General features: G+C 64.3%; 14 protein-coding genes. 13 read left to right on the top strand and 1 reads right to left on the bottom strand.

Features of this window, described 5'->3' with window-relative positions; translation table 11 throughout:
- The first annotated feature begins 27 nt into the window (after positions 1-27).
- The 10 genes from ACDI39_RS17875 to ACDI39_RS17830 all read left to right on the top strand — a co-directional run bounded on the left by ACDI39_RS17875 (position 28) and on the right by ACDI39_RS17830 (position 9,986).
- Complete coding sequence (locus ACDI39_RS17875; protein WP_253081721.1) at positions 28-945, top strand: LysR family transcriptional regulator; 918 nt, start codon at positions 28-30, stop codon at positions 943-945.
- Positions 946-1,374: 429 nt separating this feature from the next.
- On the top strand, positions 1,375-2,496 hold the full coding sequence (locus ACDI39_RS17870) for a Re/Si-specific NAD(P)(+) transhydrogenase subunit alpha (RefSeq protein WP_225790027.1): 1,122 nt from the start codon (positions 1,375-1,377) through the stop codon (positions 2,494-2,496).
- Between the two features lie 11 nt (positions 2,497-2,507).
- Positions 2,508-2,822, top strand: a complete 315-nt coding sequence (locus tag ACDI39_RS17865) for an NAD(P) transhydrogenase subunit alpha part 2 (protein WP_003256966.1) — start codon at positions 2,508-2,510, stop codon at positions 2,820-2,822.
- A 2-nt stretch (positions 2,823-2,824) separates the two neighbouring features.
- Positions 2,825-4,261 carry an NAD(P)(+) transhydrogenase (Re/Si-specific) subunit beta gene (locus ACDI39_RS17860; RefSeq protein ID WP_225790026.1) on the top strand — a complete coding sequence of 479 codons (1,437 nt, stop codon included), beginning with the start codon at positions 2,825-2,827 and terminating at the stop codon, positions 4,259-4,261.
- A gap of 211 nt (positions 4,262-4,472) precedes the next feature.
- The gene (gene scpC / locus ACDI39_RS17855; RefSeq protein WP_253081720.1) at positions 4,473-5,966 is read left to right on the top strand and encodes a succinyl-CoA:acetate CoA-transferase ScpC; all 1,494 of its coding nucleotides are present in this window, start codon (positions 4,473-4,475) and stop codon (positions 5,964-5,966) included.
- A 474-nt stretch (positions 5,967-6,440) separates the two neighbouring features.
- A complete protein-coding gene (locus ACDI39_RS17850; protein ID WP_225790024.1) occupies positions 6,441-6,656 on the top strand; it encodes a DUF1127 domain-containing protein in 216 nt (71 codons plus the stop codon).
- Positions 6,657-6,970: 314 nt separating this feature from the next.
- On the top strand, positions 6,971-7,291 hold the full coding sequence (locus tag ACDI39_RS17845; protein ID WP_225790023.1) for a DUF2388 domain-containing protein: 321 nt from the start codon (positions 6,971-6,973) through the stop codon (positions 7,289-7,291).
- An 89-nt stretch (positions 7,292-7,380) separates the two neighbouring features.
- Entirely contained in the window at positions 7,381-7,674 is a 294-nt protein-coding gene (locus ACDI39_RS17840) for a DUF2388 domain-containing protein (RefSeq protein WP_225790022.1), read from the top strand.
- 36 nt (positions 7,675-7,710) lie between these two features.
- Entirely contained in the window at positions 7,711-8,031 is a 321-nt protein-coding gene (locus ACDI39_RS17835) for a DUF2388 domain-containing protein (RefSeq protein WP_225790021.1), read from the top strand.
- A complete protein-coding gene (locus ACDI39_RS17830; protein ID WP_253091308.1) occupies positions 8,028-9,986 on the top strand; it encodes a DUF7844 domain-containing protein in 1,959 nt (652 codons plus the stop codon). Before ACDI39_RS17835 ends, ACDI39_RS17830 begins: the two co-directional genes overlap by 4 nt.
- A gap of 68 nt (positions 9,987-10,054) precedes the next feature.
- Here the strand turns inward: ACDI39_RS17830 and ACDI39_RS17825 are convergent, their stop codons facing one another.
- Entirely contained in the window at positions 10,055-10,456 is a 402-nt protein-coding gene (locus tag ACDI39_RS17825) for a GFA family protein (RefSeq protein WP_225790019.1), read from the bottom strand.
- A gap of 268 nt (positions 10,457-10,724) precedes the next feature.
- On the opposite strand from ACDI39_RS17825, the gene ACDI39_RS17820 reads away from it, so the two are divergent.
- From ACDI39_RS17820 to ACDI39_RS17810, 3 genes are all read left to right on the top strand, one after another.
- The gene (locus tag ACDI39_RS17820) at positions 10,725-12,032 is read left to right on the top strand and encodes a CitMHS family transporter (RefSeq protein WP_225790018.1); all 1,308 of its coding nucleotides are present in this window, start codon (positions 10,725-10,727) and stop codon (positions 12,030-12,032) included.
- A gap of 66 nt (positions 12,033-12,098) precedes the next feature.
- Positions 12,099-12,869: a TerC family protein gene (locus tag ACDI39_RS17815; protein ID WP_225790017.1), complete on the top strand. Its 771-nt coding sequence runs from the start codon at positions 12,099-12,101 to the stop codon at positions 12,867-12,869.
- A 444-nt stretch (positions 12,870-13,313) separates the two neighbouring features.
- Positions 13,314-14,972: a Na/Pi cotransporter family protein gene (locus ACDI39_RS17810; protein WP_225790016.1), complete on the top strand. Its 1,659-nt coding sequence runs from the start codon at positions 13,314-13,316 to the stop codon at positions 14,970-14,972.
- The last annotated feature ends 26 nt before the right edge of the window (positions 14,973-14,998 follow it).

Genomic DNA, 14,998 nt, shown 5'->3' with positions numbered 1-14,998 from the left:
GACGCCCGACAAGTGAGGTTGACGTACATGCGCCGCAAGATCCCCAGCACTACCGCCCTGGTCTGCTTCGAAGCGGCAGCCCGCCACGAGAGCTTTACCAAGGCCGCCCAGGAGCTGGCCCTGACCCAGGGCGCCGTCTGTCGGCAGATCGGTGGGCTGGAAAGCTTCCTCAATGTCGAGTTGTTCCGCCGCTCGCGCCGGGGCGTGAAACTGACCGAAGCCGGCCTGTCCTATAGCCGCCAGGTCGCCGCCCAACTGGACGCCGTGGAGCGCGACACCTTGTCGGTGATGCGCCAGCAGGGCGCCAACGTGATCGAACTGGCCGTGGTACCGACCTTCGGTACCCAATGGTTGCTGCCACGCCTGAAGGACTTCCAGCAGCGCCATCCCGAGGTCACCGTCAACCTCACCAACCGCACGCGCCCGTTCCTGTTCGCCGACACCGCGTTCGATGCCGCCATCTATTTCGGTGACGCCGACTGGTCCGGCACCCAGTCCCACCGGCTGATGGGCGAAAACCCGCTGCCGGTGTGCAGCCCGGCGCTGCTGGGCGGACAGGGCACTCTCGAGGCCCAGCGCATCGCCGAGTTGCCACTGCTGCAGCAGACCACCCGCCCCTATGCCTGGCGACAATGGTTCGACAGCCTGAGTATGAGCGTGGACCGAGACATGACAGGCCCGCGCTATGAACTATTCTCCATGCTGGCCCAGGCCGCCATGCATGAGATGGGGATCGCGCTGATCCCGCCGTTCCTGATCCAGCGCGAACTGGAAGAGGGCAGGCTGGTGATCGCCAACCGCCATGCGCTGTCCAGTGCCAAGGCCTACTACCTGATGATTCCCGATCGCAAGGTAGAGTCCGCGTCGCTGCGAGCCTTCCGCGACTGGCTAGTGGAGCAGGCCCAGCGCTATACCGCGACACACCGAAGCGAAACCTCTGCCTGAGCGTTGTAGTCAATTATTTTAAACACCTACAGATATACGTATCTGTCGCAAATACGAAAACTGTTCAGGTCACTGTCAAAACCCTCTGCGCGCTAACAACCATGCGGCCTCCAGGGATTTTTTGCGACACTCACGAGTGCATTAGCGAAATCCCTGCAAAATTTTTCAAATTTTCCATTAATCTCCCAATAGCCCGTCCTTGATGGGCTGAAGCCGAATCGTTGCGACATACGGTCACAGGGTGACTTGTAGTTTTAAGATCGTTTCGTTTCAGAACCGGTTGAAGCTCCTCAGGTTCATCTGCAAAATGCTCCGCCCGCCCCGGATCAGGCGGGTCGCGTTCAACGGTCGGGCCAGTGCAACGTTGCGGGCTCGTCCGCGATTGCCGGTATCCACAACGATAAAAAGGTCACCGCAGGAGACAAAGTCGTGCACATTGGTGTTCCTCTCGAGACGCAGACGGGCGAGACGCGGGTCGCCGCCACCCCGGAAACCATCAAGAAGCTGGTTGGCCAGGGTCATCAGGTCACCGTCCAACGGGGGGCAGGGCTTCAGGCCAGCATTCCGGACAGTGCCTACGAGGCCGCAGGCGCCTCCCTGGGCAGCGCCGCCGATGCCTTCGGCGCGCAACTGGTGCTCAAGGTGGTCGCCCCCAACGACCAGGAACTTGCCCAGATCAACAGCGGCAGCCTGCTGGTGGGCATGCTCAATCCGTTCAACGGCGAACTGATCGCCAAGATGGCCGAGCACGGCATCACCGCCTTCGCCCTCGAGGCCGCGCCACGCACCTCGCGAGCCCAGAGCCTCGACGTGCTGTCGTCCCAGGCCAACATCGCCGGCTACAAGGCGGTGCTGCTGGCCGCCCATCACTACCCGCGCTTCATGCCCATGCTGATGACCGCCGCCGGTACCGTGAAGGCTGCGCGCGTACTGGTGCTCGGCGCCGGTGTCGCGGGGCTGCAGGCGATCGCCACGGCCAAGCGCCTGGGCGCGGTGATCGAGGCATCGGACGTGCGCCCGGCGGTGAAGGAACAGATCGAATCCCTCGGCGCCAAGTTCATCGACGTGCCCTACGAGACCGACGAGGAGCGCGAATGCGCCGAAGGCGTCGGCGGTTACGCCCGCCCGATGCCCGCCAGCTGGATGCAACGCCAGGCCCAGGCAGTGCACGAGCGTGCCAAGCAAGCCGACATCGTCATCACCACGGCGTTGATCCCCGGGCGCAAGGCTCCGACCCTGCTCAGCGCCGAAACCGTGGCGCAGATGAAACCCGGCGCCGTGGTCATCGACCTGGCCGCCGCCCAAGGGGGCAACTGCCCGCTGACCGTGCCTGACCAAGTGGTAACCGAGCAGGGCGTGATCATCGTCGGCCCGACCAACCTGCCGGCCCAGGTACCCGCCGACGCCTCGGCGCTGTACGCACGCAACCTGCTGGACTTCATGAAGCTGCTGTTCGACAAGGACGGCGCGCTGGTGATCAACCTCGAAGACGACATCGTCGCCGCGTGCCTGATGTGCCGCGACGGCCAGGTCGTGCGCAAGAACGCCTAAGGAGCACGACAATGGAAGACATGCTGATCTCCCACGGGATCTACAACCTGATCATCTTCGTGCTGGCCATCTATGTCGGCTACCACGTGGTCTGGAACGTCACCCCGGCGCTGCACACCCCGCTGATGGCGGTCACCAACGCCATCTCGGCGATCGTCATCGTCGGCGCCATGCTGGCTGCCGCGCTGACGGTCACCCCGGCCGGCAAGCTGATGGGCACCTTGGCCGTGGCGCTGGCGGCGGTCAACGTGTTCGGTGGCTTCCTGGTCACCCGGCGCATGCTGGAAATGTTCAAGAAGAAAACCAAGAACGAGGCGCAGAAGTAAGTATGAGCATGAATCTGGTAACGCTTCTCTACCTCGTCGCCTCGGTCTGCTTCATCCAGGCGCTCAAGGGCCTGTCGCACCCGACCAGTTCGCGCCGGGGCAACGTGTTCGGCATGATCGGCATGGCCATCGCCATCCTCACCACGGTCGGCCTCATCTACAAGCTGGGCGCCGAGCTCGCGACGGCCGGCATCGGCTACGTGATCGTCGGCCTGCTGGTTGGCGGCACCGCCGGCTCGATCATGGCCAAGCGCGTGGAAATGACCAAGATGCCCGAGCTGGTCGCCTTCATGCACAGCATGATCGGCCTGGCGGCAGTGTTCATCGCCATCGCCGCGGTGCTCGAGCCGCAATCGCTGGGCATCGTCGCCAGCATGAGCGACCCGATCCCCACCGGTAACCGCCTGGAGCTGTTCCTCGGTGCGGCAATCGGCGCCATCACCTTCTCCGGCTCGGTGATCGCCTTCGGCAAGCTGTCGGGCAAGTACAAGTTCCGCCTGTTCCAGGGCGCACCAGTACAGTTCGCCGGCCAGCACAAGCTGAACCTCATCCTGGGCCTGACCACCATCGCCCTGGGCCTGCTGTTCACCTTCACCGGCCACTACAGTGCCTTCACCCTGATGCTGGTCCTGGCCTTCATCATGGGCGTGCTGATCATTATTCCGATCGGTGGCGCCGACATGCCGGTGGTAGTGTCGATGCTCAACAGCTATTCGGGCTGGGCGGCGGCCGGTATCGGCTTCTCGCTGAACAACTCGATGCTGATCATCGCCGGCTCCCTGGTCGGCTCCAGCGGTGCGATCCTCTCGTACATCATGTGCAAGGCGATGAACCGCTCGTTCTTCAACGTCATCCTCGGTGGCTTCGGCGCCGACGTCGACACGAGCGCAAGCGCAGGCTCGCAGGAACAGCGCCCGGTGAAATCCGGCTCGGCCGACGATGCCACCTTCCTGCTCAGCAATGCCGACAGCGTGATCATCGTCCCCGGCTACGGCCTGGCGGTGGCCCGCGCCCAGCATGCGCTCAAGGAGCTGACCGAGAAGCTGGTCCACAACGGCGTGAACGTGAAGTACGCGATCCACCCGGTGGCAGGGCGCATGCCCGGGCACATGAACGTGCTGCTGGCCGAGGCCGAAGTGCCGTACGACCAGGTGTTCGAAATGGAAGACATCAACGCCGAGTTCGGCCAGGCCGACGTGGTTCTGGTGCTGGGCGCCAACGACGTGGTCAACCCGGCGGCGAAGAACGATCCCAAGTCGCCGATCGCCGGCATGCCGATCCTCGAGGCGTTCAAGGCCAAGACCATCATCGTCAACAAGCGCTCCATGGCCAGCGGCTATGCGGGCCTGGACAACGAACTGTTCTACCTGGACAAGACCATGATGGTGTTCGGGGATGCCAAGAAGGTCCTCGAGGACATGGTCAAGGCTGTGGAATAAAAGAAGAAGGGCGGGGCGAGGGTTGCTTTGCAGCCTTCACCCACATGCCCATGCCCCCCCGGCGGACACATTCCCAGGATTCGCCACCGTTTATTGTTCCAGATCAACGGCTCTATTTCCGGCCTTCGCATTCGACCATGGTCGCGGGACGGCACCGGACGAAATCTCTAGACTGCGCTCCAGTAGCTTCAGTAGCCCGAGATAACAATCCATGTACCGTGATCGTATCCGCTTGTCCTCCCTGCACAGCAAGGTAATGAGTGCGGCTGACGCCGCTGGCCTGATCCAGGACGGCATGACCGTCGGCATGAGCGGCTTCACCCGCGCCGGCGAAGCCAAGGCCGTGCCCCACGCATTGGCCGAGCGCGCCAAGCAGTCGCCCCTGAAGATCAGCCTGATGACTGGCGCCAGCCTGGGCAACGACCTGGACAAGCAGTTGACCGAGGCTGGTGTCCTGGCCCGCCGCATGCCGTTCCAGGTGGACAGCACCCTGCGCAAGGCCATCAACGACGGCCAGGTGATGTTCATCGACCAGCACCTGTCGGAAACCGTCGAGCAGCTGCGCAACCAGCAACTGAAGCTGCCGGACATCGCGGTCATCGAAGCGGTGGCCATCACCGAGCAAGGCCACATCGTACCGACCACTTCGGTGGGCAACTCGGCCAGCTTCGCGATCTTCGCCAAGCAGGTGATCGTCGAGATCAACCTCTCGCACAACGCCAACCTCGAAGGCCTGCACGACATCTATATCCCCACCTACCGCCCGACCCGCACCCCGATCCCGCTGGTCAAGGTCGACGATCGCATCGGCAGCACCGCGATCCCTATCGACCCGGCGAAGATCGTCGCCATCGTCATCAGCGACCAGCCGGACTCGCCGTCCACCGTGCTGCCGCCGGACCACGAGACCCAGGCCATCGCCGATCACCTGATCGACTTCTTCAAGCGCGAAGTGGCCGCCGGCCGCATGACCAACCAGCTCGGCCCGCTGCAGGCTGGCATCGGCAGCATCGCCAACGCGGTGATGTGCGGCCTGATCGAGTCGCCGTTCGAAGACCTGACCATGTACTCCGAAGTGCTGCAGGACTCGACCTTCGACCTGATCGACGCCGGCAAGCTGCGCTTCGCCTCGGGCAGCTCGATCACCCTGTCGACCCGCCGCAACGCTGACGTGTTCGGCAACCTGGAGCGCTACAAGGACAAGCTGGTGCTGCGCCCGCAGGAGATCTCCAACCACCCCGAAGTGGTGCGTCGCCTGGGCATCATCGGTATCAACACTGCGCTCGAGTTCGACATCTATGGCAACGTCAACTCGACCCACGTCTGCGGCACCAAGATGATGAACGGCATCGGCGGCTCCGGCGACTTCGCCCGCAACGCTCACCTGGCCGTCTTCGTCACCAAGTCGATCGCCAAGGGCGGCGCGATTTCCAGCGTGGTGCCGATGGTCAGCCATGTCGACCATACCGAGCACGACGTCGACATCCTGGTCACCGAGCAAGGCCTGGCCGATCTGCGGGGCCTGGCACCACGCGAACGTGCCCGGGCGATCATCGACAACTGCGTGCACCCGGACTACCGCGCCGCATTGAACGACTACTTCGAGCGCGCCTGCCAGCGTGGTGGCCATACCCCGCATATCCTGCGCGAGGCCCTGAGCTGGCACGAGAACCTGGAAGAAAGCGGGCGCATGCTCGCCAGCTGAGCCAGTACCAGCCCCCTCTGAAAACCAGTGTGAGCTAGAGGGCTGCTTTGCAGCCCATCGCCAGCAAGCCGGCTCCCATAGGTTCACCACTGCCCTCAGCCCTGGTGGAGTACCTGTGGAAGCCGGCTTGCCGGCGATGGGGCCGGTACAGGCAAAAGCACGACAGTTGCTGCCCATGACTCTGTGGAAGCAGGCCTGCACAGTTCGAACAGCACATCCTCAAAAAACTGTTCTACTGTACCTATAATTTAGCGACCTCCCGCCTGACAAAATCCTGAATCCACTCATAAACGCACCAAATAAGTGCAGACCAGTACAGTTACGCCAAATTCGAGTGCAACAGCAGGGTTAAACAGTTAACTGGACCATCGCAATACTGTTGAACTGTATCTACTGTTCTGGACAGCAGAAGCGGATCATTGGCATCAGTTAAATCACTACCCAATGCCGCCACAAGCGGAAGGATGACACATCATGGAACGCACCCTGAGTTCCGGTCTGGTTTTCGAAAACAACGCTCAAAACGCCCACGCTTCGCTGCCTCTGCGCGCTCTGTCCACCCTGCTGCTGTGGCAGCGCCGCGTTTCCAGCCGCCGTCAGCTGGCTCGCCTGGACGCCCGCCTGCTGGCCGATGCCGGTATCAGCGAGTCGCAGCGCTACGAAGAGCTGAGCAAGCCGTTCTGGCGCTGAGCCTTGGTTCGCCGGGCTTGCCCGGCACCAAAGAATTCCAAGAACCCGCCACGGGAGACCGCGGCGGGTTTTTTGTCGCTTGCTTCAGGCCAAAAGGGGCTTCCGGTGGTGCCCGCGAAAAGATCACCGCGACAGGTACAGTTTTAATAAGATCTTAAAATTCCATAACAGTTATCACCCAACCTCACCATAAAACATCTGGAAACATCGCCGCGTGATACGCTTGGCTTACCAGCCTGGTAAATAGACACGTACCGCGACGAGCCGAACGAGCGTCCGATAACCAGAACCCCCTAGTGCAGGAGTCCATGACCATGTCCCGTAACCACCTGTTTGTTGGCGCCGCCCTGCTGTTGGCCCTGACCGGCACCGCCAACGCCTCCAGCTTCGTCGTCACCACTGACGCGGTCGTGCGCGGTGTCGCCGCCTCCACCGACGCCACCTCCGACCTGTCTTCGTCGCTGCGTGACGACAAGATCGTCCAGGCCGCCCGTGACGACGCCGCCAGCTTCGTCGGCAGCGAAGGCAGCATCCGGGGCGCGAAGCTGGAGAGCGCCTTCATCCATATCCGCCAGCAGATGCCGACCCTGCAGGCCAGCGACGCACAACTGGCCCAGGCCATCCTGGCGCTCTGAGCCTTCGCCGCAACGCCCGGATACGCTGGCCCTCGTCGGCGCATCCGGGGTAGCCTTCGCCGCCCGAGTCCATCGTTTACAGAAAGTCCATGCGTTATCTGTTGCCGTTGCTGTTCGCCCTCGCCGGCATGGGAAGCGCCCATGCCATGGATGTCACCACCCAGAGCCTGGTTGTCAGCGGCTACGTCACCAGCCAGGTGACCACCGCCCCGTTCGACCGCAAGCTGGTCATCCAGGCCCGCGACGACGCCGCGGCCTTCGTCGCCACCGACGGCCTGATCCGTGGCGCACGCCTGCAGGCAGCGCTGGATTCGCTGCGACGTGCCTACCCACATCACTCTGTCGGCGACCGTGAACTGGCCGAGGCCATTCTCGTCCAATGACTACACCTGACTCCCTGTATCTTTCGGAGATGCTCCATGCGTAAACCGCTGATCGCCGCCATCCTCGGCATGTTGTTGCTGGCCGACCTGGCCCAGGCACGAACCCTGGTGGCCACCAGCAACATCATCGTGCGCGCCTTCGGTCGCTCGATCGATTTCACCTCGGACACCACCACCTCCATCCGCGACGCCAAGGTCGTGCAGGAAGCCCGCGACGACGCGGCCAGCTTCGTCGCCAGCCACGGCGAAATCCGTGGTGCCCAGCTCGAGGCCGCGTTCAATGCCATTCGCCAGCGCGTCCCCGAAGCCCGCGACGCCAACGACCAGGTACTGGCCGAAGCCATCCTGGCGCTGTGAGACGCGTGCGTGCCTGGCTGCTCGGCTGCGCCCTGACGCTGCTCGGCACGCCCGCCCTGGCCGACCTACAGCTTGAGCTGCAGGCCCAAGGGCTCGACCCACGGCAACAGCATGCCACCCAGGCCTTGCTCGACGAGGCCCTGGGCAAGCTCCCGCCGCGCTTCAAGCAGCGACTGGACCGCCGCGTCCAGGTCAGTTGGAGCGAGCGCATGCCTGCCGACGCCTACGGCCAGGCCTCGCTGGTTTCCACCCTGGAGCTGAACCGCCGCCTGCTTCCCGGGCTGGTGGACGGCAGCGCGGCCCGCGAACAGACCGGGCGCCCCCATGGCACCGTGCGCCAGGAGTTGCTGGCCACCGTGCTGCACGAACTGACCCACCTCTACGACCGCGCCCGTCTCTGGCCCGCCGGCGAGCGCCAGCTGATCGCCCGCTGCACGCGCCAGCAGGGCAGCCTGGGCAAGGTCGGCCTGCCAGAGCAGTGCCGTGGCCAGGCCGAACGGCGCTTCACCCTCAGCGACGATCCGCGCCTGCTCGACCTGGCCGGCTGGCCGCAATACGTCGGCCGCCGTGGCGAGCGCGAGCTGCACAACGGCCAGCTGGTGCGCAGCCCCGACAGCTACGAACTGAGCAGCCCGAAGGAGTTCATCGCGGTCAACATGGAGTACTTTCTCCTCGACCCGAGCTACGCCTGCCGCCGCCCGGCGTTGAACCAGTACCTGCGCGAGCATTTCGCCTGGGCACCGCCACAAGCCAGTTGCGCCAAGGGCTTGCCATTCCTCAATGCCGGCAACGATTTCGCGCGCCAGCCGCTGGGCGAGATCGACCCCGAGCGGGTCTACGAGGTCGACTACCTGCTGGCCGAGGCCAACCAGAACTGGGTCAGCCGCTGGGGCCACAGCATGCTGCGCCTGGTGATCTGCGCCCCGGGCCGGCCGCGCGGCCCGGATTGCCGGCTGGACCTCGACCAACACCTGGTGCTGTCGTACCGGGCCTTCGTCAACGACCTGCAACTGTCCAGCTGGGACGGTCTCACCGGCGCCTATCCGTCGCGACTGTTCGTCCTGCCCCTGGGCCAGGTGATCGACGAGTACACCAAGACCGAGCTGCGCAGCCTGGCCTCGATCCCGCTCAAGCTCAACCGCCAGGAGGTGGAAGGGCTGGTGCGCCAGGCCGCCGAGATGCACTGGAGCTATGACGGCAACTATTACTTCCTGTCCAACAACTGTGCGGTGGAGTCGCTGAAGCTGCTGCGCAGCGGCACTGCCAACCCGCGCCTCAACGACCTGGACAGCATCATGCCCAACGGCCTGCTGGAGGTGCTCAAGGGCCGTGGGCTGGCCGACACCAGCGTGCTCGACGACCCGCGCGAGGCCCTGCGCCTGGGTTACCGCTTCGACTCCTACCGCGATCGCTACCAGGCCATGTTCGAGGTACTGAAGCAGCAGTTGCCGATCAAGCAGGTGAAGGTCGAGGACTGGCTCGCCCTGGACGCCAGCGAACGCGGCACCTGGTTCCAGCAGGCCAACCTGCGCACCAGCGCCGCCTTGCTCCTGCTCGAGCAAGCCAGCCTGCGCCGCCAGTTGCTGCTGGCCCAGGACGAGGTCAAGCAGCGTTACCTGAACGCCCAGGCGCTGAAGGATGGCAGCATCGCCAAGGCCAACGAGACCTTGCAGCAGATGTTGGCCAACAGCGGCTTCCTCAGCCGCCCGGCGGAGCTGCTGGGCAGCAGCGGCTATGGCCTGCCCCAGCCGGACGAGCGCAAGCACCTGGAGCAGGTCAGCAGCGAGCGCCAGGCGCAACTGCTGCGCCTGAGTACCGATCTGGACAAGGAAGTGCGGGCCTTGCTCGAGCCTGAGCGGGCCAGGGAGATCGCCGCAGTGGAGGCCAATGTGCAGCAGATCGGCGAGCACCTGCGTGCATTGCACAAGGCGGCCGGGGGGCTGCAACTGCCCTGATGGCTGGGCTGCGGAGCGTCAGGGGCTGCAAAGCGGCCCCAGACTCGCAGCGCCATCCCATCAGCCGCCTAAAGACGCTCCTCGGTCTCCCCAGGCAAGTCCTCATCCAGGTGCAGCCAGGGCAACCGGCTGCTGGTCCAGATATGCCGATGGGCCCGCACCCGCTGCGGATGATCCAGCGTCGCCACCGTCACATCGATGCTGTCCGGGCTGTGCGAGGTCACCAGGGCCACGTGCGCCCCGCACTGGCCACAGAAGTAACGGCTGCAGCTGGCCGGCGCCATATAGCACCTGGGCGTGCCCGCCAGCCACTGGAAGCCGGTGCGAGGCAGGGTGAGCCAGGTGACCACCAACCCGCCGCTGACCCGCCGGCAGATCGAGCAATGGCAATGGGCGACATCCGTCAGGTCACCCTCCAGGCGATAGCGCAGGGCGCCGCAATGGCAGCCGCCTTCTTGTACCTCCGGCATCGATATGACCTCCCGTCGCCTTGTCCCAGGCGAAAGCTGGCTGAAAGCTTTCGCCAATAGGATAGCCCCACTACCGGCGACAGACCGGTCAGCCAGGGCACCCGGAACATTCCGCGCCCGGCCCAATCGACAAAAACAATGGTGATACTGATGTCTTCCTGCAACCGCCTCCTCGCCGTACCCCATCCGCTATTCCATGCGCAGCGCCTGACGCGCTGATCCGCCCGAATCGACCCGCCTTTCGACGCGCCACGCCTGGAGTACCGCCATGCTGACCTTCCTCGGCTTTGCCATGGTCATCACCTTCATGTACCTGATCATGACCAAGCGCCTGTCGGCCTTGATCGCCCTGATCCTGGTACCGATCCTGTTCGCCCTGTTCGGGGGCTTCTACAGCCATATCGGCCCGATGATGCTCGAGGGCATCAGCAAGCTTGCGCCCACCGGCGTGATGCTGATGTTCGCCATTCTCTATTTCGCCCTGATGATCGACTCCGGCCTGTTCGACCCGGCCGTGCGCAAGATCCTCAAGCTGGTCAAGGGCGACCCGCTGAAAGTCTCGGTCGGTACCGCGGCGCTGGCCCTGGTGGTCTCGCTCGACGGTGACGGCGCCACCACCTACATGATCTGCTGCGCGGCCATGCTGCCACTGTACAGCCGCCTGGGGATGAGCCCGCGGATCATGGCCGGCCTGATCATCCTGGCCGGCGGGGTGATGAACATGACCCCCTGGGGCGGCCCCACGGCCCGCGCGGCCAGCGCGCTGCACGTAGACCCGTCGGACATCTTCGTGCCAATGATCCCGGCCATGGTGTTCGGTGTCCTGGCGATCCTGGGCATCGCCTACATGTACGGCAAGCGTGAGCGGGCCCGCCTGGGCGAATTGCACCTGCCCACCGACGACATCGACCACAGCGAGATCAGCGTGTCGCAGTTCCCCGAGGCACGTCGGCCCAAGCTGATCTGGTTCAATGGCGCCCTGACCGCCGCCCTGATGGTCGCGCTGATCGCCGGCGCGCTGCCGTTGCCGGTGCTGTTCATGATCGCCTTCAGCATCGCCATGATCGTCAACTACCCGTGCCTGCAGCAGCAGAAGGACCGCATCGCCGCCCATGCCGGCAGCGTCCTGGCGGTCACCGGCCTGATCTTCGCCGCGGGCATCTTCACCGGCATCCTGTCTGGCACCGGCATGGTCGAGGCCATGTCCAAGAGCCTGCTGTCGGTGATTCCCGAGGCGCTCGGGCCGTACCTGGCCGTGATCACCGCGATCGTCAGCATGCCGTTCACCTTCTTCATGTCCAACGATGCGTTCTACTACGGCGTCCTGCCGGTCCTGTCGGAAGCGGCTAGCCACTACGGCATCAGCCCGGTGGAGATGGCCCGTGCATCGATCGTCGGGCAACCGGTACACCTGCTGAGCCCCCTGGTACCCTCCACCTACCTGCTGGTGGCCCTGGCCGGCATCGAGTTCGGCGACCACCAGCGCTTCACCCTCAAGTGGGCAGTGCTGGTGTGCCTGTGCATAATGCTCGCCGCACTGCTCATGGGGATTTTCCCGTTGTTCAGCAGTCTGTAAGACAAGCCCAAACCGCGATGCGCCCCGAGCCCGGGCGCATCGCCTCTATCGTTCGAAGGAATACACATGGAATGGCTGACCAGCCCGGAAATCTGGGTTGCCTTTTTCACCCTCACGGCACTTGAGATCGTCCTCGGTATCGACAACATCATCATGATCTCGATCCTGGTCAGCCGCATGCCCAAGCACATGCAGCCACGCACCCGGATCTTCGGCCTGGCCCTGGCCATGGTCACGCGCATCCTGCTGTTGCTGTCGATTACCTGGGTGATGCGCCTGACCGACGACCTGTTCGTCGTGCTCGAGCAGGGCATCTCCGGGCGCGACCTGATCCTGTTCTTCGGTGGCCTGTTCCTGCTGTGGAAGAGCTCCCAGGAGATCTACCACGGCCTGGAAGGCGAGGACGAGAGCCCGGAAGCGCCCAAGGGCGCCGGTGGCCAGTTCTTCTACACCATCATCCAGATCGCCATCATCGACATCGTATTCTCCCTGGACTCGGTGATCACCGCCGTGGGCATGGTCTCCCACGTGCCGGTGATGATCGCCGCGATCATCGTCGCGGTGCTGGTGATGATGCTCTGCGCCGGCACCATCAGCGACTTCATCGACAAGCACCCGTCGCTGAAGATGCTCGCCCTGTCGTTCCTGATCGTGGTCGGTACCGTGCTGATCGCCGAATCCTTCGACGTGCACGTGCCCAAGGGCTACGTCTACTTCGCCATGGCGTTCTCCCTGGCGGTGGAGGCGATCAACATCCGCATGCGCACGGCCATGGCGCGCAAAGAGGGCAAGGAGCACGAGCCGGTGAAACTGCGCAAGGACATCCCGGGTCAATAAGATCAGGACGCGCAAGAAAGAAGGCCCTCCGGGGCTAATGTCAGTCAGTCAAGCGGCGCTTTGTCATTTTTGGGGCTACCTTGCAGCCCATCGCCGGCAAGCCGGCTCCCACAGGGACCGCGGCGACCACACATGATGCGGTTTGCACGGACAGTGTGGGAGCCGGCTTGCCGGCGATGGGGCGCGAAGCGGCCCCAAATGACAACTGAACGTCTTAACTGACCGGCATTGCCCTCCGGGGCCTTCTTTCATTCATGCCCGCCACAGGGCTTGTAGCAGTGGGCCGGGGCCCGCGACGAAATGTTTCAAATATGTTTCAGCCATGCCAAGCTGGCGGCAAGTCCGCAAAACAACTAAAGCTTGAGTGAGCACGGGGCAAACCCGCCTCACGGCTTCACCCGTTGGCCCCATGCTGGGGCGAAGGCATTAGGGGGGCCTCGAAACATGCTGACCCTGCTCAACCTGCTCTCCGCCGTGGCCCTGCTGGTCTGGGGCACGCACATCGTGCGAACCGGCATCCTGCGGGTCTATGGCTCCAACCTGCGCCGGGTGCTCAGCCAGAACATGAGCAAGCGCCCGCTGGCCTTCATCGCCGGCATCCTGGTCACCGCGCTGGTGCAGAGCAGCAACGCCACGGCCATGCTGGTGACGTCGTTCGTCGGCCAGGGCCTGATGGCCATGACCCCGGCCCTGGCGATCATGCTCGGTGCCGATGTCGGGACGGCGCTGATGGCCCGGGTACTGACCTTCGACCTGTCATGGCTGTCGCCGTTGCTGGTCTTCCTCGGAGTGATCTTCTTTCTTTCGCGCAAGCAGACCCGCGCTGGCCAGCTCGGCCGCGTGGGCATCGGCCTGGGCCTGATCATCCTGGCCCTGGAGCTGATCGTCCAGGCGGCCACGCCGATCACCCATGCCCAGGGCGTGAAGGTCCTGTTCGCCTCCCTGACCGGCGACATCATGCTCGACGCCCTGGTCGGAGCCCTGTTCGCCCTGGTGTCCTATTCCAGCCTGGCCGCCGTGCTGCTCACCGCCACCCTGGCCGGGGCGGAAGTCATCAGCCTGCCGGTGGCCATCGGCCTGGTGGTCGGCGCCAACATCGGCAGCGGCCTGCTGGCCTTCCTCACCACCAGCATGCAGAACGCCGCGGGCCGACGGGTGGCACTGGGCAGCCTGCTGTACAAACTGATCGGCCTGGTGCTGGTGATCCCGGTGCTGCACCCGCTGGTGGATTGGATGGACTCGCTGAGGTTCAGCCCGCAGGAGCTGGTGATCGGCTTCCACTTGCTCTACAACACCCTGCGCTGCCTGATCATGCTGCCCACGGTCAAGCCCATGGGGCGCCTGTGCAACGCCTTGCTGCCGGAGCGCGAGAACGGCAACGGCCAGATCCGGCCACGCCACCTGGACGCCTCCGCCCTCGACACACCGAGCCTGGCCCTGGCCAACGCCGCGCGCGAGACCCTGCGCCTGGGGGACATCGTCGACAGCCTGCTCGAAGCCATGCTGGGTGCCCTGCGCGGCACCCAGACCGCCATGCCGCAGCAGGTACGCGCCTTGGTCGAGGATGCCGAAGCCCTGTACAGCGCCATCAAGCTGTACCTGGCGCAGATGTCGCGGGAGGATCTCAGCGAACAGGACAACCGGCGCTGGGCCGAGATCATCGAGCTGGCGATCAACCTCAAGCTCGCCAGCGACCTGATCGAGCGCATGCTGCGCAAGGTCCAGCAGCAAAAAACCTCCCAGCGCCGCGAGTTCTCCCAGGTCGGCCTGGAGGAACTGACTGGCCTGCAGGAGCAGTTGCTGGCCAACCTGCGCCTGGGTCTGTCGGTGTTCCTCAGCGCCGATCCGCAGAGCGCCCGCCTGCTACTACGCGAGAAACGCCGCTTCCGCGCCCAGGAGCGACGCCTGGCCCACGCCCATGTCAGCCGTTTGCAACGCAAAGTGGTGCAAAGTATCGAGACCAGTTCGCTACACTTGGAGCTGATCGCCGACATGAAGCGGTTGAACTCTTTGTTCTGCAGCAGTGCCTATGTGGTACTGGGCGGCGCGGACACGGGCGGGCTTCTGCTCGACAGCGTGCCGGACGAAGCCCGCCTGTCCTGATCCCGCGTACCTGGAGACCCGAGCTC

It is taken from the genome of Pseudomonas sp. Tun-23181, from assembly GCF_057415455.1.
The sequence above is the reverse complement of the archived record's forward strand: the minus strand, read 5'-3'. Positions and strand labels throughout refer to the sequence as shown.

Excerpts from the sequence above, each read along its gene's own strand:
- ACDI39_RS17875 (WP_253081721.1), top strand. The coding sequence starts at position 28 with ATGCGCCGCAAGATCCCCAGCACTACCGCCCTGGTCTGCTTCGAAGCG.
- ACDI39_RS17865 (WP_003256966.1), top strand. The coding sequence starts at position 2,508 with ATGGAAGACATGCTGATCTCCCACGGGATCTACAACCTGATCATCTTC.
- ACDI39_RS17860 (WP_225790026.1), top strand. The coding sequence starts at position 2,825 with ATGAGCATGAATCTGGTAACGCTTCTCTACCTCGTCGCCTCGGTCTGC.
- scpC (WP_253081720.1), top strand. The coding sequence starts at position 4,473 with ATGTACCGTGATCGTATCCGCTTGTCCTCCCTGCACAGCAAGGTAATG.
- ACDI39_RS17850 (WP_225790024.1), top strand. The coding sequence starts at position 6,441 with ATGGAACGCACCCTGAGTTCCGGTCTGGTTTTCGAAAACAACGCTCAA.
- ACDI39_RS17845 (WP_225790023.1), top strand. The coding sequence starts at position 6,971 with ATGTCCCGTAACCACCTGTTTGTTGGCGCCGCCCTGCTGTTGGCCCTG.
- ACDI39_RS17840 (WP_225790022.1), top strand. The coding sequence starts at position 7,381 with ATGCGTTATCTGTTGCCGTTGCTGTTCGCCCTCGCCGGCATGGGAAGC.
- ACDI39_RS17835 (WP_225790021.1), top strand. The coding sequence starts at position 7,711 with ATGCGTAAACCGCTGATCGCCGCCATCCTCGGCATGTTGTTGCTGGCC.
- ACDI39_RS17825 (WP_225790019.1), bottom strand. The coding sequence starts at position 10,456 with ATGCCGGAGGTACAAGAAGGCGGCTGCCATTGCGGCGCCCTGCGCTAT.
- ACDI39_RS17820 (WP_225790018.1), top strand. The coding sequence starts at position 10,725 with ATGCTGACCTTCCTCGGCTTTGCCATGGTCATCACCTTCATGTACCTG.
- ACDI39_RS17815 (WP_225790017.1), top strand. The coding sequence starts at position 12,099 with ATGGAATGGCTGACCAGCCCGGAAATCTGGGTTGCCTTTTTCACCCTC.
- ACDI39_RS17810 (WP_225790016.1), top strand. The coding sequence starts at position 13,314 with ATGCTGACCCTGCTCAACCTGCTCTCCGCCGTGGCCCTGCTGGTCTGG.